This window comes from uncultured Erythrobacter sp. (assembly GCF_947502395.1).
Lineage (GTDB): Bacteria > Pseudomonadota > Alphaproteobacteria > Sphingomonadales > Sphingomonadaceae > Erythrobacter.
On sequence record NZ_CANMZM010000002.1, the window covers coordinates 585,591 to 607,679 of the forward strand.

The 22,089-nt window shown below is 57.0% G+C and carries 20 protein-coding genes; 7 read left to right on the forward strand and 13 right to left on the reverse strand.

Features of this window, described 5'->3' with window-relative positions; translation table 11 throughout:
- Positions 1–19: 19 nt before the first annotated feature.
- Positions 20–553, forward strand: coding sequence for an FKBP-type peptidyl-prolyl cis-trans isomerase (locus Q0778_RS09100; RefSeq protein ID WP_298335577.1), 534 nt, complete (start codon positions 20–22; stop codon positions 551–553).
- Between the two features lie 3 nt (positions 554–556).
- Here Q0778_RS09100 and Q0778_RS09105 read toward each other — a convergent pair whose 3' ends face one another.
- Positions 557–904, reverse strand: coding sequence for a helix-turn-helix domain-containing protein (locus Q0778_RS09105; protein ID WP_298335579.1), 348 nt, complete (start codon positions 902–904; stop codon positions 557–559).
- A 78-nt stretch (positions 905–982) separates the two neighbouring features.
- Here Q0778_RS09105 and Q0778_RS09110 point away from each other — a divergent pair, with 78 nt between their 5' ends.
- Both Q0778_RS09110 and Q0778_RS09115 read left to right on the forward strand, forming a co-directional pair.
- Positions 983–1,432 carry a PaaI family thioesterase gene (locus Q0778_RS09110; RefSeq protein WP_298335581.1) on the forward strand — a complete coding sequence of 150 codons (450 nt, stop codon included), beginning with the start codon at positions 983–985 and terminating at the stop codon, positions 1,430–1,432.
- 33 nt (positions 1,433–1,465) lie between these two features.
- Complete coding sequence (locus tag Q0778_RS09115) at positions 1,466–2,140, forward strand: NnrU family protein (protein ID WP_298335583.1); 675 nt, start codon at positions 1,466–1,468, stop codon at positions 2,138–2,140.
- A gap of 3 nt (positions 2,141–2,143) precedes the next feature.
- Here the strand turns inward: Q0778_RS09115 and Q0778_RS09120 are convergent, their stop codons facing one another.
- On the reverse strand, positions 2,144–2,965 hold the full coding sequence (locus Q0778_RS09120) for an alpha/beta hydrolase (RefSeq protein WP_298335585.1): 822 nt from the start codon (positions 2,963–2,965) through the stop codon (positions 2,144–2,146).
- A 3-nt stretch (positions 2,966–2,968) separates the two neighbouring features.
- Positions 2,969–3,766 carry a crotonase/enoyl-CoA hydratase family protein gene (locus Q0778_RS09125; RefSeq protein ID WP_298335587.1) on the reverse strand — a complete coding sequence of 266 codons (798 nt, stop codon included), beginning with the start codon at positions 3,764–3,766 and terminating at the stop codon, positions 2,969–2,971.
- Positions 3,767–3,886: 120 nt separating this feature from the next.
- On the opposite strand from Q0778_RS09125, the gene Q0778_RS09130 reads away from it, so the two are divergent.
- On the forward strand, positions 3,887–4,972 hold the full coding sequence (locus Q0778_RS09130; RefSeq protein WP_298335589.1) for a VacJ family lipoprotein: 1,086 nt from the start codon (positions 3,887–3,889) through the stop codon (positions 4,970–4,972).
- A gap of 31 nt (positions 4,973–5,003) precedes the next feature.
- On the opposite strand, the gene dxs is transcribed toward Q0778_RS09130, so the two are convergent.
- The 7 genes from dxs to rpe all read right to left on the reverse strand — a co-directional run bounded on the left by dxs (position 5,004) and on the right by rpe (position 12,960).
- Positions 5,004–6,929, reverse strand: coding sequence for a 1-deoxy-D-xylulose-5-phosphate synthase (dxs, locus tag Q0778_RS09135; protein WP_298306743.1), 1,926 nt, complete (start codon positions 6,927–6,929; stop codon positions 5,004–5,006).
- A 142-nt stretch (positions 6,930–7,071) separates the two neighbouring features.
- On the reverse strand, positions 7,072–7,539 hold the full coding sequence (locus Q0778_RS09140; protein ID WP_298306740.1) for a transcriptional repressor: 468 nt from the start codon (positions 7,537–7,539) through the stop codon (positions 7,072–7,074).
- A gap of 64 nt (positions 7,540–7,603) precedes the next feature.
- Complete coding sequence (msrA, locus tag Q0778_RS09145) at positions 7,604–8,230, reverse strand: peptide-methionine (S)-S-oxide reductase MsrA (protein WP_298308197.1); 627 nt, start codon at positions 8,228–8,230, stop codon at positions 7,604–7,606.
- Positions 8,231–8,292: 62 nt separating this feature from the next.
- Positions 8,293–8,484, reverse strand: coding sequence for a hypothetical protein (locus tag Q0778_RS09150; protein ID WP_298306736.1), 192 nt, complete (start codon positions 8,482–8,484; stop codon positions 8,293–8,295).
- A 214-nt stretch (positions 8,485–8,698) separates the two neighbouring features.
- The gene (gene purH / locus Q0778_RS09155) at positions 8,699–10,321 is read right to left on the reverse strand and encodes a bifunctional phosphoribosylaminoimidazolecarboxamide formyltransferase/IMP cyclohydrolase (RefSeq protein WP_298335592.1); all 1,623 of its coding nucleotides are present in this window, start codon (positions 10,319–10,321) and stop codon (positions 8,699–8,701) included.
- 21 nt (positions 10,322–10,342) lie between these two features.
- A complete protein-coding gene (locus Q0778_RS09160) occupies positions 10,343–12,298 on the reverse strand; it encodes a heparinase II/III family protein (RefSeq protein ID WP_298335594.1) in 1,956 nt (651 codons plus the stop codon).
- Positions 12,298–12,960: a ribulose-phosphate 3-epimerase gene (rpe, locus tag Q0778_RS09165; RefSeq protein ID WP_298306727.1), complete on the reverse strand. Its 663-nt coding sequence runs from the start codon at positions 12,958–12,960 to the stop codon at positions 12,298–12,300. The genes Q0778_RS09160 and rpe overlap by 1 nt, the downstream gene beginning before the upstream one ends.
- A gap of 286 nt (positions 12,961–13,246) precedes the next feature.
- Between rpe and Q0778_RS09170 the strand changes: the two genes are divergently transcribed.
- Positions 13,247–13,762 (forward strand): DUF2141 domain-containing protein, encoded by a 516-nt coding sequence (locus Q0778_RS09170; RefSeq protein WP_298335596.1) that lies wholly within the window; start codon positions 13,247–13,249, stop codon positions 13,760–13,762.
- Here the strand turns inward: Q0778_RS09170 and Q0778_RS09175 are convergent.
- Positions 13,759–14,670: a hypothetical protein gene (locus Q0778_RS09175; RefSeq protein WP_298335598.1), complete on the reverse strand. Its 912-nt coding sequence runs from the start codon at positions 14,668–14,670 to the stop codon at positions 13,759–13,761. The genes Q0778_RS09170 and Q0778_RS09175 overlap by 4 nt on opposite strands.
- Before the next feature lie 18 nt (positions 14,671–14,688).
- A complete protein-coding gene (locus Q0778_RS09180; RefSeq protein WP_298335600.1) occupies positions 14,689–15,831 on the reverse strand; it encodes an acylglycerol kinase family protein in 1,143 nt (380 codons plus the stop codon).
- A gap of 366 nt (positions 15,832–16,197) precedes the next feature.
- Here Q0778_RS09180 and Q0778_RS09185 point away from each other — a divergent pair, with 366 nt between their 5' ends.
- Together Q0778_RS09185 and Q0778_RS09190 are read left to right on the forward strand one after the other, a co-directional pair.
- A complete protein-coding gene (locus tag Q0778_RS09185) occupies positions 16,198–17,466 on the forward strand; it encodes a tyrosine-type recombinase/integrase (protein ID WP_298335602.1) in 1,269 nt (422 codons plus the stop codon).
- A gap of 160 nt (positions 17,467–17,626) precedes the next feature.
- The gene (locus tag Q0778_RS09190) at positions 17,627–18,547 is read left to right on the forward strand and encodes an Abi family protein (protein WP_298335604.1); all 921 of its coding nucleotides are present in this window, start codon (positions 17,627–17,629) and stop codon (positions 18,545–18,547) included.
- Between the two features lie 49 nt (positions 18,548–18,596).
- Here Q0778_RS09190 and Q0778_RS09195 read toward each other — a convergent pair whose 3' ends face one another.
- A complete protein-coding gene (locus Q0778_RS09195) occupies positions 18,597–22,070 on the reverse strand; it encodes a DNA methyltransferase (protein WP_298335606.1) in 3,474 nt (1,157 codons plus the stop codon).
- Positions 22,071–22,089: the final 19 nt, after the last annotated feature.

The window sequence follows — 22,089 nt, forward strand, 5'->3', positions numbered from 1 at the left end:
ATCAACAGGACACTCCATAATGTCTGGCAATACAAGCAAATGGATCGCTCTGGCGTGCGCTACAACTCTTGGGCTGTCCACCGGTGCCACTGCTCTGGATGAAGAAACGTCTGCTCCGGCGCAGGGCCCCTCAAGCGAGCAAGAGCTGGCTGAGCGCGCCTATCACAATGCGCAGCAGACCCATCTCTCGGGGCTTCAAGCGGCGGATGGCTGGTACACGATGGAGGGCGGCCTCCGCTGGCGTTACGTCACCTATCTGGGGCTCGGAGAGAGCCCAACGCCCGCCGACACCGTCACCGTGCATTATGAGGGCAGCTTCATCGATGGCAATGTATTCGACAGCTCGTATAGCCGCGGACAGCCCGCAACATTCCCGCTGAGCGGCCTTATCCCAGCTTGGGAATTGGCGATCCCGCAAATGCGCGTTGGTGAGACAATCGAACTCGCGGCTCCTTCAAACCTTGCCTATGGCCCGCGCGGTCGCGGCGGACGCATTCCAGGCGGTGCAACCCTGCTGTTCAAGGTTGAGCTGATCGGAATCGAAGGGCGCTAAGCCTCAGGCAGAGGGCCATTCAGTGGGTTTCTCACCCTCGGCAAACAAGTGCTCTTCGCCCCAGACGGCCATCTCTTGAAAGACAGGCGTGAGCGCCTTTGCGCTGTCGGTCAGGACATACCGCGCGCGCTTCCCTTCAGGTGGTTCGCGGGTGAGCAGACCGGCTTCTTGCATCATCTTGAGCCGTGAGGTGAGCGCCGCGCGGTTAATCCCCAGCGGTTCGATAAAGTCCTCAAACCGCTGCGCTCCGAGATACAGCTCGCGGATAATCAAAATAACCCAGCGATCGCCAAGGACGCGCGCGGCGCGGCCAATCGGGCATGGAGAGCGGGAGGGCTGATAGGTCTTCATCTAGTCTGTCTATCAGACTTGTCAGAGCCACTGGCAAGAGCTAATAAGTCTGTATTACAGACTTAAAGGATCTCTCTCATGCAACATTCGCGTTTCGATAGCCCTGAAGCCTCAATCAAATACATGAAGCGCGTGGCTGTTGGTCGGTCGGGCTTTTCTAACTGGCTTGAGGTTGAGCCCATTGTTGTGTGGGAGGGTCAAAGCGAATTGCTCCTCAAACTGCGCCCGGAAATGACCCAGCACCACGGCTTTGCCCATGGCGGCATTGTGGGCCTGATGGCCGATAATGCCTGCGCGTGGGCAGGCGCCTCGGTGCTCGGCGATGTGGTGACCGGTGGCTACTCCATCAACTTTCTGCGCCCCGCCAAGGGAGAGCGTCTGCGCTCCAAAGGTGAAGTCATCAAAGCGGGCAAGCGCCAAGCAGTGGTGCGCGCAGAGGTCTTTGCCGAGTCCAGCGGCGAAGATCCGATCCTCGTCGCAGCCGCGCAAGCTACTATCATACCCACCGGTATCCCCGGCCAGCCCTAGGTGATTTGTAAAATCGGTGTTAGTTTTGTGGGTATGGACACCGCACTCATATTACTGATCTTCGCGAACATCGCCTTTGTCGGAACCCACTTCCTAATGTCACATCCTTTGCGCAAACCCATGGTGGACCTGCTTGGCGATATGGGTTTTCAGGTCGGCTATTCGGTGGTGATCCTTGCGTCACTCGCGGCGATCTACTTTGCTTTCATAGAATCCCCCGCAGCTGATCTTCCGGGATCAGGGCAAATCGGCTGGGCCATTGCAACCTTCATTGCCCTTCCAGCGATGGTGCTTTTTGCAGGATCGATGGTTGGCAATCCAGCGATGGCCGTGCCAGGCGCAGAAGAAAGCGCCCGCGCCGCGCCCAAAGGGGTTTTCACCATCACGCGTCACCCAATGATGTGGGGATTTGCGCTTTGGGCGCTCTCCCACATCGTGCTGTACTGGAGCTGGCGCACTACGGTTACTGCCGCATCTGTCGGGATACTCGCGCTTATCGGTTCACGGTTGCAGGATCGAAAGAAGCGAGCCCTGATGGGTGAAGCATGGGTCGAGTGGGAATCCAAGACCAGCTACTGGCCGCGACTTTCCGGTTTTGCCAAAGCCGGTGCACTCCCTTGGAGCGCGGGCCTTATTCTCTTCGTCTTCCTGACCTGGCTGCACGTTCCCATTGGGGGCATTCCGGCCGGGATCTGGCGCTGGTTCTAGCCATCATCGGGTGTCACTCACCCGCAAAGCGAGGATCCAGTCTCGCCGTGCCTCTTGAGAGCGCTGTTCGAATGAGAGAGCGTGTCCCGAACCATCAAATGACTGAAATTCGGCGACCTGCGGAATACGAGCCAGTGCCTTCCCGTGGCTATCCTCAATCACATTGTCGATAGTGCCATGTTGTATGAGCACTGGAACCTGCGCCAGCCCTCCTAAACGCTCTCGGTTAGGGAAAGTTTCATTTAGAAAGACTCGGACCGGCAACCACCAGAATGTCTGTGAAGCCACGTCAGGCAAGGAGGTAAAGGGCGCAATCAGGATCAACGCAGCTGGAGGGGTTCCCCTGTCCACGAGGGCTTGCACCGCAAAAGTCGCGACCCCACCGCCAATCGAGTTGCCCGTGACTACAGTTTGCGAGGGTGCAATCCCCTCGTCACTCAACCACCGCAAGGCCGCTTCTGCGTCAAGGTAGAACCCGTCTTCCGAAGGTTCTCCCGGATTGCCGCCATAGCCACGGTACTCAACCAGCAACACGCCAAGCCCAGCCTGCGCCACCGCTCCGTTCGAAACGCTAGCGCCCGCCAAAGTACCGCCGTTACCATGGAAGTAGAGGACGGTCGGCTTGCCATGATCGGCCCTTTGATGGAACGCTCGCAAGCTCAGCCCATCGTCGGTTTCGAGCCGGACCTCAGAATAACCCGGCGTCAACGGGGGCACATCCTGAGGCGCAGGGTAGATCAGGGACGATTGCAGCGCGAACAAAATCGCCAATACCGCCAGGTAGGCGACACCAAGAACAGCCAAAATCCGAACGGTGGTCGCCAAATCCTATTGTCCTTTGAATTCCGCCGTGCGTTTCTCAATTAATGCCGCGACACCTTCGGCGTGATCCTCAGTTGTGTGCATCATTGCCTGCGTGTTTGCGGCCATCTCAAGCGCAGTGTCGTAATTGATCTGCTGACCCTGACGCAGGAGCATCTTTGACTGGCGCAAAGAGTGCGGTGGCATAGAAGCGATCTTCTGCGCCTTGGCCTTTGCCTCATCGAGCAGGTTTTCGTGCGGCACCACCTTGCTCACGAGGCCCCAATCCTGCGCCGTAGCGGCATCGATCACATCTCCGGTGTAGAAAAGGTCCGCCGCCCGGCTCATCCCAATCACGCGGGGCAAAATCCAGGTGCCACCATCGCCAGGAATGATACCCAGCTTAAGGAAGGTCACGCCGAACTTGGCTTTCTCACTCGCAATCCGAATGTCAGCGAGGCAAGCGACATCGCAGCCCAGACCTATCGCCGGACCGTTGACCGCTGCGATGACGGGCACACGGATCGAGTGAAGCGCACGTAGCATCATATGGATGTTGTCGCGGTATCCATCGGAGATCGCTGGCGTGCTTCCGCCAAAAGTCCCGGTCTTCTCGCGCATCGCCTTGATATCGCCACCTGCTGAAAACGCTCGTCCTGCTCCGGTCAAGACCACGCAAGCCACGCCCATATCGCGGTTTATCTCTGTACACACACGGGCAAACTCATCGCCATCGCCCGGGCTGCCGAGCGGGTTCATCGTCTCGGCCCGGTCAATTGTGAGGGTGGTCACCGCGCCATCGCGCTCAATTTTCAATAAAGACATGGATTGGGTCTAACTTTCTTGTGCTTAGTGATTATTTGCCAAGTCATAGCAAGTTCATTCACGGCATGGGACTCGTCTGAGGCTGTGATAGCACCGCTCTAGCAATAAAGGAGTACTGGATTGCCAAGCGCTTCGTTTCTCATGATGGCAAGCCCGCTATTGGTTGGCCCAGCACCGGTCAATGTCGCATTGGAAGTGTCAGCTGCCGCGCCGGTCGAAGCAGTGACTGCTCGCGTAGAGCAGCTTCCCTGGGAAACCCAAGCCTCTGATATTCTTCAGCTTGACTGGTCTTTAACACCGGCTCAGGAAAACGAAGGGCCTCCTGGAGAAGGCGATACTCAGCCCGATGGCAGCGAGATCGTCGTCGAAGGCGACATGGGCCCCGTTGAGCGTGACCCGATGGCCGCTGTGAATGAAACGAGCTTTCGTATCACTCAGGAAGTGGATCAACTTCTCGTAGAGCCGCTGGCAGATGGTTATCGCGATGGATTGCCAGGGCCATTGCGCGATGGGCTTGGCAATGTCGTGCGCAATTTACGTGAGCCAGCCAACTTTCTCAATTTCTTGCTTCAGGGCAAAATTGGCAAGGCAGCAGAGACACTGGTGCGCTTTACAATCAATTCCACGTTTGGCCTTGGCGGGCTGATTGATCTGGCTGAGAAACCAGGCATTGGCTTGCCGTATCGCCGCAACGGCTTTGGAAATACGCTCGGCTTTTACGGAGTGGGCGGCGGTCCTTATCTGTATGTGCCTATTGCCGGAGCCACCAATGTACGTGACCTTATCGGCAACACGCTTGACCAGGCGCTATTGCCAGTTGTGGTGGGATCGCCTTTTGACACGCCAGAATATGGCATCCCTCTATTCGTTGTGACCAATCTGGACTCGCGTGTGGCACTTGATGAAGAGATCGAGCGATTGAACGATACGGTTGATCCCTATGGGGCACGACGCGACATCTATCTCTACCGCCGCGCGCGCGATATCGCGCTTCTCAAAGGGGAGGAGCCACCTGAGCCCCCAGCCATTTTGCGTGAGATCGAGATGGGCCTTGATGCAATCGAGGCAGAGGCAGACGCGGAAATTGACGGTCAATCAGAACCCTCAGTTCAACCGAGCGATGCCCCGCCGATTGCAGGCGAGTCAGATGACGAGCAAGCGCCGCCTCCGGTTGCGGTGCTGATTACGCAGCCTCGGACCCGCTAACAGTTCTGTTCAGGGCGGTAAGCGGCAAGCCTCAGGCCCGCGCTTCTTCCTCGACAGCGGCCGTGTTGTGCTTGAGCGCCTTGAGCACTGTCTCAACAATGTGCGGGGCATTGAGGCCGGCCTCGTCATATTGTTTGGCTGGCGAATCCTGATCCTGGAACGTGTCAGGCAGGCGCATCGTGCGCACTTTCAGTCCGTTATCCGTGAGACCTTCGTCCGAGGCATAGGTCAGCACATGCGCACCAAGCCCTCCAATCGCGCCCTCTTCCACAGTGATCACCACTTCGTGCTCGCGCATTAAGCGCGCGATGAGGTCCTCATCGAGAGGCTTGGCAAAGCGCATATCGGCAACCGTGGTCGAAAGCCCTTTGGCCTCCAACTGATCAGCCGCCTTCTTGGCTTCCTCAAGTCGCGATCCCAAGGAAAGGATCGCCACTTTCGAGCCTTCGCGCACGACCCGACCTTTGCCGATCTCGAGCTTTTCGAGCGTGTCAGGCATAGGCACGCCGATGCCTGCGCCGCGTGGATAGCGGAAGGCAATCGGCCCTTCGTCATATTCCGCAGCGGTGTATGTCATATGTGCAAGCTCTGCCTCATCGGCGGCGGCCATCACCACCATGTTGGGTAGGGTTGCGAGATATGTGATGTCAAAAGAGCCTGCGTGCGTGCAACCATCCGCGCCCACTAGCCCCGCTCGGTCAATTGCAAAGCGCACTGGCAGGTTTTGGATCGCCACATCGTGGACCACTTGGTCGTAGGCGCGTTGCAGGAATGTCGAGTAAATCGCTGCAAACGGACGCATGCCTTGTGCGGCAAGGCCAGCGGCGAATGTCACACCGTGTTGTTCCGCAATGCCCACATCGAAGCTGCGGTCCGGATGTCGCTGCGCAAAGCGGTCTACCCCGGTACCCGAAGGCATCGCAGCCGTGATTGCGCAAATGCGCTTATCTTTGTCCGCAAGATCCGCCAGCGTATCGCCAAAGACGTTCTGATAATTGGGTGGGCCCGCCGGACCCTTTTTCTTTTCACCCGTAATCACGTCGAACATGGGCACGCCGTGGTACTTATCTGCGCTTTCTTCAGCGGGCTTATAGCCCTTGCCTTTCTCAGTCACGACATGGATCAGGACCGGGCCTTCGGACGTGTCGCGCACATTCTCCAGCACCGGGATCAAGTGATCGAGGTTATGGCCATCGATTGGCCCTACATAGTAAAAACCCAGCTCTTCAAACAGAGTGCCGCCGGTCACCATGCCACGCGAATATTCTTCCGCCTTGCGAAGACCTTCGTGCATGCGGCGGCTCATCTTCTTGATCGCGCGACTGGCAAGGCTGCGCAGCCCGAGATACTCGCTCGAAGAAACCATACGCGCCAGATAGGCTGAAAGGCCGCCGACTGGTGGTGCAATCGACATATCGTTGTCGTTGAGGATCACGACCAGACGATTGCCAGCCTGGGCTGCGTTATTCATCGCTTCATAAGCCATGCCGGCGCTCATCGCGCCGTCACCGATCACAGCGATCCCACGGCCGGGCTGGTCATTGAGCTTATTGGCTACGGCAAAGCCGAGCGCCGCTGAAATCGAAGTCGAGGAGTGAGCTGCGCCAAACGGATCATATTCGCTTTCCGCACGCTTAGTGAAGCCCGAAAGTCCACCACCCTGACGGATCGTGCGAATGCGATCGCGCCTGCCGGTAATGATCTTATGCGGATAGCATTGGTGCCCTACATCCCAGATCAGACGATCTTCGGGCGTATTGAAGACATAGTGGATTGCGACAGTCAGTTCGACAACGCCAAGGCCAGAGCCAAGGTGTCCGCCCGATACACTGACTGCGTCAATCATTTCCGCGCGCAGTTCATCAGACAATTGGCGCAGTTGCTCAGGCTTCAGCTGACGCAGCTCATCGGGTGTTGGAACCGTGTCTAGAAGAGGAGTGTTTAGCGGTGAACTCATAATGTCTTGCCCTACACCCAAAGAAAGAGCCTGTCGATTAACGCCTAATCGCAGGGAATGCACCCTTGGGTCATTAAGTGTCAAGTTTAGTGGAATTTTATTGCGTCAATTGCAACTGACACAACGATTTGATGAAGTTTGTTTACGGACAGTCAGAACACTTGCCCCGAATCTCCAGAACAGGGCGCTCTGCCCGGAACTTCTGCGAGTCGGCAATATTGCGCAAACTCTGACCGACTTCGGCGCTATCAACATGCGAGGCACCGCCGCAGTTGTCGCAGACCAAAAATACGCAATCGTGCTCCTCGCCCGGATGCGCATTAGCGAGAAAAGCATTGGCGCTTTCAATCTTCACAGCCAGACTGTTGGCAACAAAGAGATCGAGAATGCGATAAACACTGTTTGGTGCAACACGCTTACCGCGCGCAGCTGAGAGATCATCGGCGATCTGATAAGCGGAGGTCGGTCCGTCATGGCGCGCGAGCTCAAGGAACACGTCTTCACGCATCTTGGTCCATTGCTCACCGGATGCGGTCAACGCCTCTCGTGCCTGAGCTTTAAGAGTGTCGACATTGTCGTGAGAATGATCGTGCTTATGAGCGCTATCCATGGACGCGATATAGTGCCTCTTTTGAGCGAGCACCAGACTGATCGGCGCGCGCGCGCGATTCAGCTCAATTATCGCGCAGGAAAGTCCGCGTGAAATCACGTGGGAACATCTGTTTCAGCGCCGCCACCTTCGGCTTGTCCCATCGCGCAATGTAGCGGTGATCAGGGTTTTTCGCCATGAAATCTTGATGATAACCTTCGGCGCGGTAGAAGGTGCGCTCGTTTTCAATCTTGGTCACGATGGGACGATCCCACACACCTGACGCCTGCATTTGCGCAAGGTAGGCTTCGGCAACAGCACGCTGCTCATCACTTGTGGGCACCAGAGCGGAACGATAATGGGAACCCACATCGGGGCCTTGGCGGTTTTTCAACGTCGGATCGGCGACGACAGAGAAGAATATCCGCAGAAGCTCGTCATAGCGAACAACATAGGGATCATAGGTGATGCGCACCGCCTCCGCGTGCGCTGTCCCGCCGGCGATGATGCGGTTGTAGGTAGCGGTGCCCGCAGAGCCACCGTGATATCCCACAGTAGCGGTTTTAACGCCTTTGACGTGACTAAAGACCCCTTCAACACCCCAGAAACAGCCACCTGCGAAGATTGCAGTCTTCAAACCCGCCCCTTCGCGAGCGACCCGTTTTGGTGCTGGTGCATTTACAGGCTCGTCGAGGGCTTGGCTGGGAGAAATCGGGACGAAAACGCTCAGCCCGGTGAGCGTCACAGCCGCGGCAGCAAAAAACCCGAGGGCTTTCACTCAGCCTCTTCCAGTGGCTCGATCAGAAAGACATCGCTCGGCTGCGGCGCCTCAATAGGCTGAGCTGCATTCACAGGAGCATCAAGCGTGTTGCCCACGATATCGAAGTTATAAAGCCCAAGAAACAAACCGCCCACGGCGAAGCCAAGGGCGAAACTGCGGAAGAGGTCTGGCGCAAACAGGTTCATTGTTTTCTCATCGGGGCGTGTGCCTAAGGGATTTCGCTCATAAGAGCTGCTCTCTTGCACCGGAGTGAACAGGCAACTCAGTAAGCATTTACGTTGCGCGCAAGGATTTAGTTACTCACCCACCTGAGAGAAGTGGCGAGATAGCCAAGCCTTTTTTGCGCAGACCCAAGGAAAAGTTCAGATCACACGCGCAGGACGGAGCGCTGCGGACAGGTTAATGCCTAAAGTGGCGCATTCCGGTGAAGACCATCGCAAGGCCCGCTTCGTCCGCCGCGGCGATCACCTCTTCATCGCGGATGGAGCCGCCCGGTTGGATTACCGCACTTGCTCCCGCCTCCGCAGCCGAGATCAGGCCATCGGCGAAGGGGAAGAACGCATCAGAGGCAACCGCACTGCCTTTGGTGCGAGGCTCACCCCACTCGTAAGTCTCGGCCGCTTCTGCCGCTTTGGTTGCCGCGATGCGCGCCGAATCACGTCGATTCATCTGTCCCGCACCGATGCCAGCGGTCATCCCGTCCTTGGCATAGACAATCGCATTGGATTTGACGTGCCGCGCAACGGTCCAGGCAAACAGACAGTCTTTGAGCTCTTGCTCGGTTGGTTCGCGTTTCGTGACGACCTTGAGGTCGTCGAGCGACACCGCGCCATTGTCACGCCCTTGGATCAGCATGCCGCCTGCAATGGTCTTCATAAAGAAGCCGCCACGGCGCGGGTTTGGCATTGTGCCGCATTCCAGTAGCCGCAGGTTCTTCTTCTTGGCGAAGATGTCGCGCGCCTCTGCGCTGACCTTAGGCGCAATCACAACCTCGGTGAAGATGCTTGCGATCGCCTCTGCCGTTTCACCATCAAGTTCGGTGTTGACCGCAACAATCCCGCCAAAGGCCGATACGCTGTCGCATTCCAGCGCACCGTTCCATGCCTCCAGCAGGCTGCCCGATTGCGCCACACCGCAGGGGTTGGCGTGCTTGACGATGACGACGGCGGGGTCTTGCCCGTCAAACTCTGCCGCCAGCTCAAGCGCTGCATCAGCATCATTGAGGTTGTTGTAAGAGAGCGCCTTACCCTGAAGCTGCTCAGCCTGAGGCACGCCATTGGTGCCGGTCACTTGGGGCACATAGATCGCCGCGGACTGATGCGGGTTCTCGCCATAACGCAGCGTGTCCGAACGCTTGAAGGCCAGTGGCATGGTGTCGGTGAACGGCGTGGCCTTCAGAGCTTCCATCCCAAGCGGATTGGTGAAGGCATCGCCAAAGGCAAACCAATTGGCAATCGCTGCGTCATAGGCCGCCGTGCGAGCGTAAGCTTTGCCCGCCATCCGGATGCGGAAAGCATCGGATGTCGCTCCATCATTGGCGTCCAATTCCTCAAGCAATTCAGCGTAGTCAGCCGCATCCGTCATGATTGTCACAAAACCATGGTTCTTGGCTGCCGAGCGCACCATCGAAGGTCCGCCAATATCGATATTCTCAATGATTTCATGACGTTCCGCGCCTTTGGCAACGGTTGCCTCGAACGGATAGAGATTGACCACCACCAGATCGATCGCGCCGATATCGTGCTCTTTCATCGAAGCCATGTGATCATCGTTATCCCGAAGCGCGAGCAGCCCGCCGTGGACCGTAGGGTGGAGGGTTTTGACCCGTCCATCCATCATCTCTGGAAAGCCGGTGAGGTCGGAGACGTCCTTCACCTCAAGCCCGGCCTCGCGCAACATGCGCGCCGTGCCGCCGGTGCTCACCAGCTCCACGCCCCGCGCAACCAATGCCTTGCCCAGGTCCGCCAAGCCGCTTTTGTCGGACACTGAGAGGAGTGCCCGCTTGATCACTGTATTCGTCATTTTGGAGATGCCACCTTTGGTCTATCCCATTTTCTTGAGGAGCCAGGAGAATTGGCCGCCGCCACGTGAAGTGAGCCCCTGTATCACCAATTGATCGGTAGCGTGAGGGCGTCCTTCCCCATCAACCCAAATGCTATCATCTCGCGAGAGCTTGACGTCTTTTCCGCCAGGTGCCTCACTGCGAAGGCGCAGCTGCCACAGCTTTCCGTCCGGCGTGAGCAGGCTTGCACCCAGGCCATCCTCGGCAAGGTGTGCCTCTACCCCTTTGCCGAGGTGGAAACGGATCGCGAAGGCGATCTTACCGCGCTTACCCTTGCGCGATGCAGGCACGAGAATGTCTTCGCCCGCGATTTTATTGCCATCATTGGCAATGGTGAGAACACGTTCATGGATAAGGCCAAAACGCGCAGCATATCCGTCATGGCTGGCCTCGATACGAGTACCTTCACGCCGTTGGGAGCCCGATCCGTGACCCACAACACGCCGTTCAACCTCAACTGTTTCTGCACCCCGCCCAAGCTTGCCATGAAGGAGTACAGCCGTTGAGTTTGCATCATCGAGAACGAGAGTGGAGTGCGCCGCTGTCGCGCGAAGACCCTGCCCGATATGCGCTGGCACCAAACCGCCTGCCAGTGCGGCTCCACCGCAGTTGACGATCACGCGCGAAGTGCCGTCTGACATCTCAAATGCGAGGGTCGAGGCACAGCCGCAGCGCGTGTGGCGCGCCCTTGGCGGAGGACCTGCGTCAAATTGCACAGTCGTTTGTGCCGCGCGAATACGCTGATAACCCCAATGCTTTGGCTCGTTCAGCGGACGGGTTCGCACTCCGCTCGCCGTGATCAGCGCTGAGACTTCATCTGCCGAAGTCGCACCCTGACCCTGCCAATTGCCGAGTGCGCCATCCCCATGCCGCAATGCTAGCAATGGCGGCACCAAAAGCTCTCGCATCACCAAAATTGCCTCGGGTGGGTCGCGTTCAACCGCTTCATAGCAAGCAACCAGATCGGTAAGCACTCGAATCGCGTCCATCTGTGCTTGCGGACAGCGAGCCAGCCCGCCCCCATCTTCTGCGACAAGTTCGCCAAGCGCCTTTATAAGACCCGCTTCGCCATAAAGTCTGCGCGGACGTCCTTCGGGGAGGAGAAGTCCCGCCGCTGTGACGCCAGCCCACCCGGCGACCTGGCCCAGCCCGGCTCCACTGCGCAAAGCCTTGCGGTCGAGCCAATTTGCCGTGTCCTCAATCGCGTCAAGCAAACGCGGTCGAAGCTCACCGCCCAACACCAAAGGCGCATGGGTGAGCAAAGCGAGGAGTCTCAGGCCGGCGTTCTCTACATCCCAAGCGGCGCTTCGGGCCGATACTTTTGAGCGGGTCTCATGCGCATCAAGCCAGCCCTTGGTGATCCGCTCAGCAATGCCTCTGCAATCCTCTGGCGGGGCGCAGCTCGCCAAGTCCGCCAGCCAAGCGAAGGAATGGACTGCTCGCTCAAGGCCGGGCGCAAGCCGTGTGCCAGCGGTGAAATCGAGCGTGCCGATCGGCTGCTTGACGCCGTGCACCTGAAAATGGCCCGCTCGAAGAGCAATGCCTGATGCACGGTTGCCGGTGACCGGGCTCTCTACGGTTGCCAAAAGGCGTTTGGCGGGCGGGCGGCGGAAAGGCGCCGCCAATGTGTGCCCGGGCACTCCCATGCGATAAGCGAGGCGGATCAGCGCTTCGCCAGGATTGGAGCGCGGCGCAATCACATCGCTCAATGCTAGTGCTCGCGAGCTGTCTATCGGCTCTGCAGCAAAGGCGGGTGTTTCTGGCGTAACTTGCTCAGAAAGCTCAGTAGTAGCCTCTTTGCGCAAGGCTTCCTCTTCCTCGCCCAGTTTTATCGCCGGAACATCGCCCGCAGTTCGACCTTCGGCGACATCAAAGTCGGCAAGGCTGGCTGAGCCACCTGAGCTGTCTGGACTTCGCCCGCTGAACAGCGTCTCCATCAATTACCCCCTTTGAGCGCCCTGATATTGGCGGCGTATTGCTCGGGGCCACCTTTGAATGTGGCGGAGCCCGCCACCAGCACATCGGCCCCTGCTTCGATGCACAATTTGGCGGTGTCCGCGTTCACACCGCCATCAACTTCCAAATGAATATCTCGCCCTGTTGCCTCGATCATTGCGCGGATGCGCGTGATCTTCTCGAGCTGTGAATGGATAAAGCTCTGTCCGCCAAATCCGGGATTGACGCTCATCACCAGGATAAGGTCGACAAGGTCCATAAGGTTATCCAACACCTCCACTGGCGTGCCCGGATTGAGCACCACGCCCGCTTTCTTGCCAAGCTTACGGATGGCCTGAAGCGTTCGGTGCACATGGGGGCCTGCTTCCGGGTGGACAGTGATGATATCCGCGCCAGCCTCGGCGAAGGCCTCAATGTAGGGATCGACCGGCGAAATCATCAAATGAACGTCGAAGACCTTGTCGGTATGCGATCGAAGCGCCTTCACCACATCGGGCCCAATGGTGATGTTGGGCACGTAGTGACCGTCCATCACATCAATATGAATCCAGTCCGCGCCAGCCTGATCGACGCGGCGCACTTCTTCGCCCAATTGAGCGAAGTCTGCGGAAAGGATACTCGGCGAGATTAATGGTGCTGACATGCGCCACGCTTTCAAAAGGTCCGGCCAGCTTGGTTGCGGCGCGTAAACTTAGTTAAAATTTGCCATAGGCTGGCCGCGAATCGTGCAGCAAGCTGTCAGCCAGCGCTTTTCCCCGCCCTTTTGTAGAGGGATTCCCTCGGAAATCCGCCAAAAACTCCCAATTCAGCGACAATTCAGCCCGCAAATGGCATTAAGCGCACACATTTCGTGTCTATGTGTTTGGTGCACATCGGCAATGAGCTCAGCGAAAAGCTGAGATGAAGGGTTTGAATTGATGGCAAGATCTATGAGCACTGCCGCAATGGCGGGCGCTGCGATGCTGGCGAGTCTGGGCGCTTTGGCGCCTGCTGCGCCACTGGCCGCCCAGGCAACAGCCAGCAGCGACTATCGCAATATCATCGCCAACAATATGCGATCCTGCGCACCCGGAGGCGGTCCTGCAATCCGCGTGACAATCAATGGCATCAAAGAGGCTAGCGGCATGGTTCGTGCGCAAGTCTACAACGGCACAAGCGCTGATTGGCTAGAGCGCGGACGCTGGCTTAACCGCGTGGAATTGCCTGCCCGGAGGGGCCGGATGACGGTCTGCCTGCCAGTCCCCGAAAGCGGCACCTATGCCGTCGCGGTGCGACATGACATCAATGGGAATGGCAAGACTGATATCCGCACTGATGGCGGCGCAATGTCCAACAACCCCTCGATCAGCATCTTCAATCTCGGCAAGCCGAGCGTCGACAAAACCCGCTTCAGTGTCGGCCGCGGGGTCCAATCCATTGCGATTACGATGAAGTATTTCACCTAAGGCTTGTTCTGTTTGCGGTGCTTTCTAAGCGCCCACAGCACGCTGGGCGCTGCCAGAATGGGAAGTTTCTCGCGAAGCGGGGTGACTTCCACAGGCATCCCGGTGTGCCTCTCGATCTTCCAAGCCGCATAGCGAGCTGCTCCTTCGAAGGTAGTGCTCGCCTTGAGCAAGCGAGTAAAGTTCAGGGGTTTGCCCATACGCTCGCGTCGCTTCCACCAGCCAAGCGTCGCGCTCCGCTCTCTTGCGGTGAGACTGGGCGTAATCCGCTCGTCATTCACGGTATGAGCGATGCCAGCGGCTTTGAGGGCGATAGGCAAAAGACCGGCGAAATGCTCTTCATTGACGCTCAGAATATCGTTCTCTCGCCCAGCCTTTTCGACCCGAAATTCGGCCTTGTATGTCGCACGAAAGAGCGCACGCCAGTAATCTTCCGAAGTACCAGAAGGCGGGCCAAGTGTTACGGCCAGCCGCGCTGCAGTCTGAGCCGCTGCCCCTATCGCTGCAATCACTTCAGTGCGCGCCGTGTCATCCGCGTGCCAGACCAAAGTAGCGGGTTGGACGAAGCGCGCCCAGATCGTTGTGTCGAGCAGCTCACCCGTGGCGGCCTTGGCAAACGTAGACAGCGCCATCGTTGCAACCTTTGCACGCAAAACCGTGCCATTCGGCTCTTCGCGCTCCTGATAGCTGACGCGTGGCCAAATACGTTCACGCTGTTCTCCGGGCAACAGGATGTAGAAATCAAGTACTCCGTCGAGCGAGCGGGTGCGCAGATTAGAGCCATAGAACAGCACAGCAGATGCGCCCGCCTCTTTGGCCAAGTCCTGCGCAAAGCGCGCAACGGCGGGATCGATGCTTGCACCAAGGCGCGATTCAATGCGGTCTGCCAAAGTGGGAGAGCTGCTCGTCATAGGAGCCCTGTTACCGCCTTAAGGTGCTACAAATTCGAGCTCAGGGCCCTGTCCGATACGATATTCACCGGGCGGGAAGGCCTCGCCATCAAGAATGAAACTATCGTCAATCCGCAACGAGAACTGGTTTGTTGAAAGTTGGTGAAAGCCCTTCTCCCGAATTCCATCAGGGGTTTCGCCGCGCATCATCTTAATCAAGGTCAATGCCGAACGACGCGAAATCTGATCGGTCACCGCAAGCTTCAATCCTTCAAGGATCTTGCCAAAGGGCTTCATGCCTGCTGGCAATTCTTGCAACGTGGAGGCGAACAGCAGTTGACGCCATTCGGGATCGCCAACGCCGGAATGCTCCATTGGCACGTCTTTGACACCCAGCCCGATCGTCATTTTGGAACCGCGCCGCCAGGCATTCTCACGCGAGGCAAAAAACCACTGCGCAACGCCCATTACAATGGCAGCTGCGACCGCCATTGAATTGAACGCACCCAGCTTGTGCGCACTCTGCCCTGCTGTGGTCGCAGTGGTGAATGCGCCTGCGCCGAGAATGAAGCCGAGTACGCGCGCCTCTGGACGGCTACCAATGGGTGTTATCTCGATCGGACGACGACGCACGCGGCTCCCAGCCTCAAAAGCGTCAATCGCCTCTTGCAGCGACCAGCCTTTGGGAACACCCAAATCAACGGTAAGCGCATTTGTCTTGCCCTTGGGCAGAACCGCAAGCGCTGGCCAATTGTCGCCAAAGATCGAAGCGCCGCTCGTGAGCACGTCGCGCACGGTTCCATCACCTCCATTGATCACCAGCAAATCTATGCCCTGACTGGCAAATTCGGCCAGCGCCTCAGGCAATTGCGAGCGATCCCCAGGCTTTGCGATAAAGACCTGCGGGGACATGCCGCAATCGAAGTCTGCGCCCTTATTGCCATGGCTGCGCGGGTTGTAGATCACCCCTACCCGAGGCGTATCGCCCGGCTCTCGCTCGATACCAACTTCCACCGGGTCAAGAACCGGGGTCGCCATTTGTGGCAACTTGGCAAATTGGAAGATACGCGAGGCCATGCGCGCTTCTATAGGTATGAGTGGCCAATAATTCCACTCCTGCTTGCAGATCACCCGCACATAGTCATAGCAAAGCAACACATTGGTCGCGCCGTGAGAGTGCACCTTTCCGTAGCGTTTATCGCCTTAACATGCATCGTGCAGGGGCTAAATCTGAGCGCGCACCCAGCAGGCAAGGAAACAAAGGAGCAGCCAAACGAGCTCCAGCAAGTTGATTGGCGTCACCAAATTGATTCTGAGATTGGACCAGTCATTGAAAAATGGCGCACCCGAGAGGATTCGAACCTCTGGCCTCTGCCTTCGGAGCTGGAAAAATAGCGCATTTTGTTGCAACGCAGCAGAACGCAAATGAACCATAAATAATTATTTTTATTGCTTTATTTCTGTATCGCAAAGTTGCGAATCGTTCGCAGTTGCTGCACTGCGTTCACCCCTCCTGCACTTACATTTCACTTACGGATTCGCTACTTTGTGATCGAAGGACAGATCGCAATGCATGTCGCGCTAAACAATTCTGTAGCATTAAAAGCAGCCGCGAAGGCAAAGCCCTATGAGCTGCGTGACCCTAAATTCGGCGGGCTTCTGCTGCGGGTCCAGCCCTCCGGTGTAAAGACATGGTATCTCGAATTCGAGCGCGGAAAGCGCATCCGGCTCGGTCGCCTCACGGGTATGGGATATGGTGAAGCAGTCGAGGCATCGAAGAGCGCACTTGGCCCTTACTGGGCCGGTGTCGATCCGCGCATCGAGCGCCAGAAGCGCAAGCAGGTTTCGACTTTTGGCGAGTTTATTGACGAACATTACGCTGACTGGGCGCGGGTTCACCAGAAAACCGCAGAGGCCAATCTCAAGCGCCTCAAGGTTGCCTTCAAGAAGTTTCTCAAGATGCCGATGGCGACCATCTCGCCACTCGATATGGAGCGCTGGCGCGCCCAGCGCATGAAAGACGGCGTCAAGCCAAACACCGTCAATCGCGACATCACAGCGATCAAGGCGGCGCTCAACCGGGCTGTCGAATGGGAACTGATTGCAGTGAACCCGATCGCCAAGGTCAAGAAAGCGCGCGAGAACAAGGAAGTCCGTGTTCGATACCTAGACGAAGCCGAAGAATATCGCCTGCGCGCCCAACTGAAGAATCGCGAAGACAGAATGAGGTATGAGCGCGACACAGCCAATCAATGGCGTCGCGAGCGCGGCAGAGAGATTTTGCCCAGCCTACGCGCCGTTCCTTTCAGCGATCACCTAATGCCGATGGTCCTTCTATCGCTCAATACGGGTATGCGGCGCGGCGAACTGTTCGACCTCAAATGGTCGCATGTAAATTTTGACCGGCGCATCGTGACTGTGTCGGCGGAGACGGCGAAGTCGCGCAAGACACGGCATATCCCGCTTAACGCAGAGGCCTATGAGACTCTTAAGTTCTGGCGCTCACAATGCGACCTCGGCAACAGCCGCGTGTTTGAAAGCGAAGACGGTGCACGCTTCGACAACGTCAACTCATCGTGGAAGAAGCTGCTCACTGACGCGAAGATCGTGGATTTTCGCTGGCACGACATGCGTCACCACTTTGCTTCACGCCTCGCCATGGGCGCTGTTGACCTCAACACCATTCGCGAACTGCTAGGACATAGCGATTACGGTATGACGCTGCGCTATGCCCACCTTGCGCCCGAGCATCGGCGCGAAGCGGTCGAAGTGCTCGACAAGGCAAAACCTCACCTAAAGATTGTGGCAACAAACTGATGTTTGCTGCCCTGATTCATTGGACGGGAGCGCAAGTTCTGATTGACTTTTTCACCTCTCGCGCATACACATCAGGTAACAGAACCCGCCACGCCTCTCAACGATGCGCACCAGGCGGGTCATTTTTTGCCCAAAATCCGTATGGCAGGAGGCCCGATTGATGCCGCCTAAGCCTCTCTACAACAAGCCCTCACTTTCGTTGGCTGATCAAATCGCGAAGCTTGAAGCCAATGGCATGGTGATCGACGATCATGCCATTGCAGAACACTGTTTGCAGCACATCAGCTACTACAGGCTAAGCGCCTACTGGCTTCCGTTCGAGCATCCAAAGGGCCAAGCGGGCCCAAGATTTCAGACAGGCACCAACTTCCAGACCGTACTCGAGCTCTACGAATTCGATCGCAAATTGCGCCTGCTCGTTCTCGACGCGGTCGAGCGGGTTGAAGTCGCGGCTCGTGGTGCCTGGGCGTACGAAATGGCGATGCTGGGAGATGGCTTCTCCTACCTCGATCAAGCGATCTATGCCGATCAGAACAAGTTCAATCGCAACTGCGCTCGACTTGATAAGGAAGTTGCCCGATCAAAAGACACGTTTGTCCGTCACTACAAACGAGAATATTCTGGTCCGGCGAGGCCACCGGTTTGGATGTCATCGGAACTGCTATCGTTCGGACTGTTGTCGCAATGGTATGCGGCGCTCAAGGAACCGAGTCTCCGGCAAAAAGTCGCGGATCCCTTCGATCTCGACGAAGTGATCTTCGTGACGTTCCTCCACCAATTGGCGATTGTCCGGAACATCTGCGCCCATCACGGGCGGTTGTGGAACAGAACTCTCGACGTTTCCCTTAAATTGCCAAAGAAATCGCCACCGGACTTGGCGACGGCGTTAAACCGGGCCGCACCAAAGAAGGTCTACAACACATTGGCGATGATCCAGCATTGTTTGGACCGGGCGGAACTCGGCAATACATGGCGCGACAGGCTTTATGCACTCGTTGACGAAATGCCATTTGGCAATCCGCAAATGATGGGTTTTCCAGCCGACTGGGCTGACTACAAACTTTGGGGCGGGGCGCAGTAACCTTCGAGAATGCGAATGGAAGAGCTGACTTCGCGCTGACAGAGCTTTCTTACGCAGCGTAGCGACCATCCTTCAAACGCCTCGCTTGACCAATAGCTGTTAGGGAATCGAGGATCGGGCGCACGGTAGCGGCGCGTTTTCCTTTGAATGTGCGCGCGACATCTTGCGGGGCGAGCGGCAAAGTCGATGAAGAGAGAACAGCGGCAACGGCGCTGACCTGCTCGGGCAGTTTGTTGGGCCAGGGCAGGATGTTGTCGGGTGCAGGCGCAGAGACTTCGCCAAGGTCGAGCGTTTGCGACACTGGTGCTTGATAGTCTGGCGCTTGATAGTCAGGGCGCAGCCAGCGGATTAGGCCCTTGGCCTCTTCACCGGCGCGTTTCTTGTTGAGGGCAACTAGACGGGTGAGAATGTCCTCGTCAGACAGGTCAGCGGGCCAGTCATAGGCTTCGGCGACTTGGCGGTCGATTGTATCGTGATGTTGTTGGATCAAAGTGACGAGCCCGCGATCGTGAATGTCACGCTCATCATCGGTCAGCGCGCGGCCCTTGCCACCATTCGCTCGCAAGGCTTCGAGCACATTGTAAAGCTTGGTCAGAGTTAGGTCTTCATGTTCCGCAAGCACCTTTTTGCGCAGCGCGTCGAGAGCTTCAGCTTCCTCGCGGATTTTGTTTTTCAGGGGTTCGGGTACGTCGTCGGGAAAAGGGAAAGAGTCGAAGCAGCGGCCTTTATTATATCGTGGATGGTTACCGATTCCTCGTCGAGTGCCCGCTTGGATCGACCAAAGCGCATGGATGTTCGATGACAACACTCCAAGAAGATATTCATCGTCGGTCGCTATCATGACTACGTTGCTATCACCACCGACTGGCGCATCTAAGAAAGTAAACACACGGTGCTTGGAGGTTATTGGCGTCGCAATGTAGCGCTTCAAACCTTCAATCGCGGGACGAAAGGTGCTGAGCGCTTCGCCAAAAATCCACCAATTGCGCCGTCGCACGTCTCTAGGGTTCACATCCCTCTCCGGCTTCACGTGTAATAAGAGGTGCTGATATGCTTCAGGATAAGAGACGGAGAGCTCGGTTTCCTTAAGCCCCCAAAAATCGAACATCCATAGATTGCGGGGCTTCTGTGTAATGTCGTTGCCATTCACAAATGGCTTTAGATGCTTTGAAATCGTTTTGTACTTTTTGATGTATTTCTGGGCTTCATCCGCGTCGACAGCAAAACCTCTGCCATTGAATTGATAGCCCACTGCCGATAGCAATTTGTTTGCAGATAGTTTTTGGCAACCCCTCACATTGGGCCCAATCATCAAGTTGGAGAGGATATAGCCCTTGGTAGACTCAAACTCGGCGGAATCTTTATGATCTCCATCGCCACGGACGTGCTCCAGACGCCTCAGCACGCCCTCGCGATTACCTTTACCGACTGACGTCATGGCGATCCGCACAGACGCGCCGTCATTGTTGTCCACCCAAGGATGATCAGGAACGGCATACAGTATCGAAACAGGTTGCTCGTCGAGGAGATGATCGGATACGATGCTCGAATTGAAAGACCCTGTTATTTGCGAAGTCGTGATCAACCCAAAACGCTGGCTTTTCCCTTTTTTCACTAACTCTGCTGACAAATGCCACCAGTACATTACGAAGTCGCAGTTATCTGGGAGACCAAACGAGCATCTTACAGCGTCTACGTATTTTTCGCCGAGTTGAGTTTTCATCTCCCGCTTACCAATGAACGGCGGATTTCCGACGATAAAGTCCGCGGTTGGCCATTTGGTCGCGTGGGGCTTGATGTAGCGGTAGAGCTCTTTGCGGCCTGTATCATCAGGCACCAGCTTTCCCGTCACGGGGTGCTCTTTGAAGCTCACCCCATCCCAAATTGTCAGCGCATTGCCCTGCTCGTCAAGCTCAAGCACGCGGGCATCATAATCGATCAGCGCATCGCGGTTCTCGATCGTGCGGATGTCCTTCAAGATCGGCTCTGGCGGCGCGCGGTCTTTGCCGTTCACCCGGAAATGCCATTGCAGATAGCCAATCCACAAAACCAGCTGCGCAATGGCGGCGGCGCGCGGGTTGATCTCAATCCCGAGGAAGTTTTCCGGCGTGATAGTGTGCCCGGTGATCTCGGCCACATATTGGTCGTCGCCAAGCTCGGCCAGCAGATCGAGCACTTCGCCCTCCAACTCCTTCATCCGCGCCATGGCAACATAAAGGAAGTTTCCTGTTCCGCATGCCGGGTCCAGCACGCGAGTCTGAGCGAGCTTGGAGTGGAACCCCTCAACTAGATCTTTCGCCTCCGCCGCTTTGTCTGCGCCGATAAGCTCGGAAGCAGCGGCGCGAACCCCGTTCCAGTCAGCGCGCAGCGGCTCCATAATGGTGGGGCCAATCAACCGTTCAACATAGGCGCGCGGCGTGTAATGCGCGCCAAGCTTAGCCCGCTCTTTGGAGTTGAGTGCGCGTTCGAGCAGAGTGCCGAAAATCGCCGGTTCAACCTCGGTCCAATCTTTGTTTGCAGCCTCGATGAGGACCTGAAGCTCTTCGGCATCCAGGGCCAGTGCTTCGGTATTCTTGAAAAGATATCCGTTGAACTTGCGCACCTGCAATGCGAGCGCAGGTGAAAACTCGCCAGAATCCATGGCCTTCCACAGGGCGGTTAGCGACATCGGCAGATTGTCGAGATTGTCTTGATGCGCGGCAAGGAGGTTCTTGAAACTGTCTTTTGGCAGAAGGACTTCGGTGTCTTCTGCGAACATGGTGAACAGCACGCGCATCAGAAATCCGCTAACTGTTTCAGCATCGTGATTGCGCTCTAAACGCTTGGAGAGGGTTGCCAAGAGATCGGCAATCTCTCGCGTGACCACCGCGGAACGCGACGCTGGGTCGAGGCTTTGCGGATCGGTCCAAATGCTGGCGAGGCGCTCGCGCACTTCCTCCTCGCGCAAATCCTCCAACATGATGCGATAACCGGCGCGGTCGGGGAATTGGGAATAGGCTTTGCCAGTGCCGGTGAAATCGGCGTAGACCTCCATGCAATAGCCGATGTCCGTGACGAGCAGGAAAGGCGGCCAGCCATGCTCCGTAGGCAGCGCTTTGGCGTAGCGTTCGGCCTGCCCCTTGGCCTCTTGCATCGCCTTTGCCCAAGACGGCGTACCCCGACGCGCCGTGCCTCGCGCAACGCGGGCCTTGGCCGTTTGACCGAAAAGATCGAGATCTTCATCACCGCCTTCAGCAGCGGCGCGGTCCGCTTCGCTGCCTTGTTTGGCCTCAAGAACGAAACAATCGCGCTTGTAGCAATCTATCCGGCCAAAGCTTTGGGTTCCATCGCCATTGTCTTGGAAAACTCGCCGCTCGAACACATAATCATTGGTCGTGTCGTCGGCCTTTGCCCCGCGAGGCGTATCGACGCCGAGAAGTTGAGTCAGGCCATTGATAAACAGTTGGGTGTTCGCGAGTTCGCTGCCGCCCGTTTCGCGCCAATCGGCAATGAATTGTTCGATTTGTTCTTCGGAGGCAGTCATCAAGTCCTTGTAGTCAAAA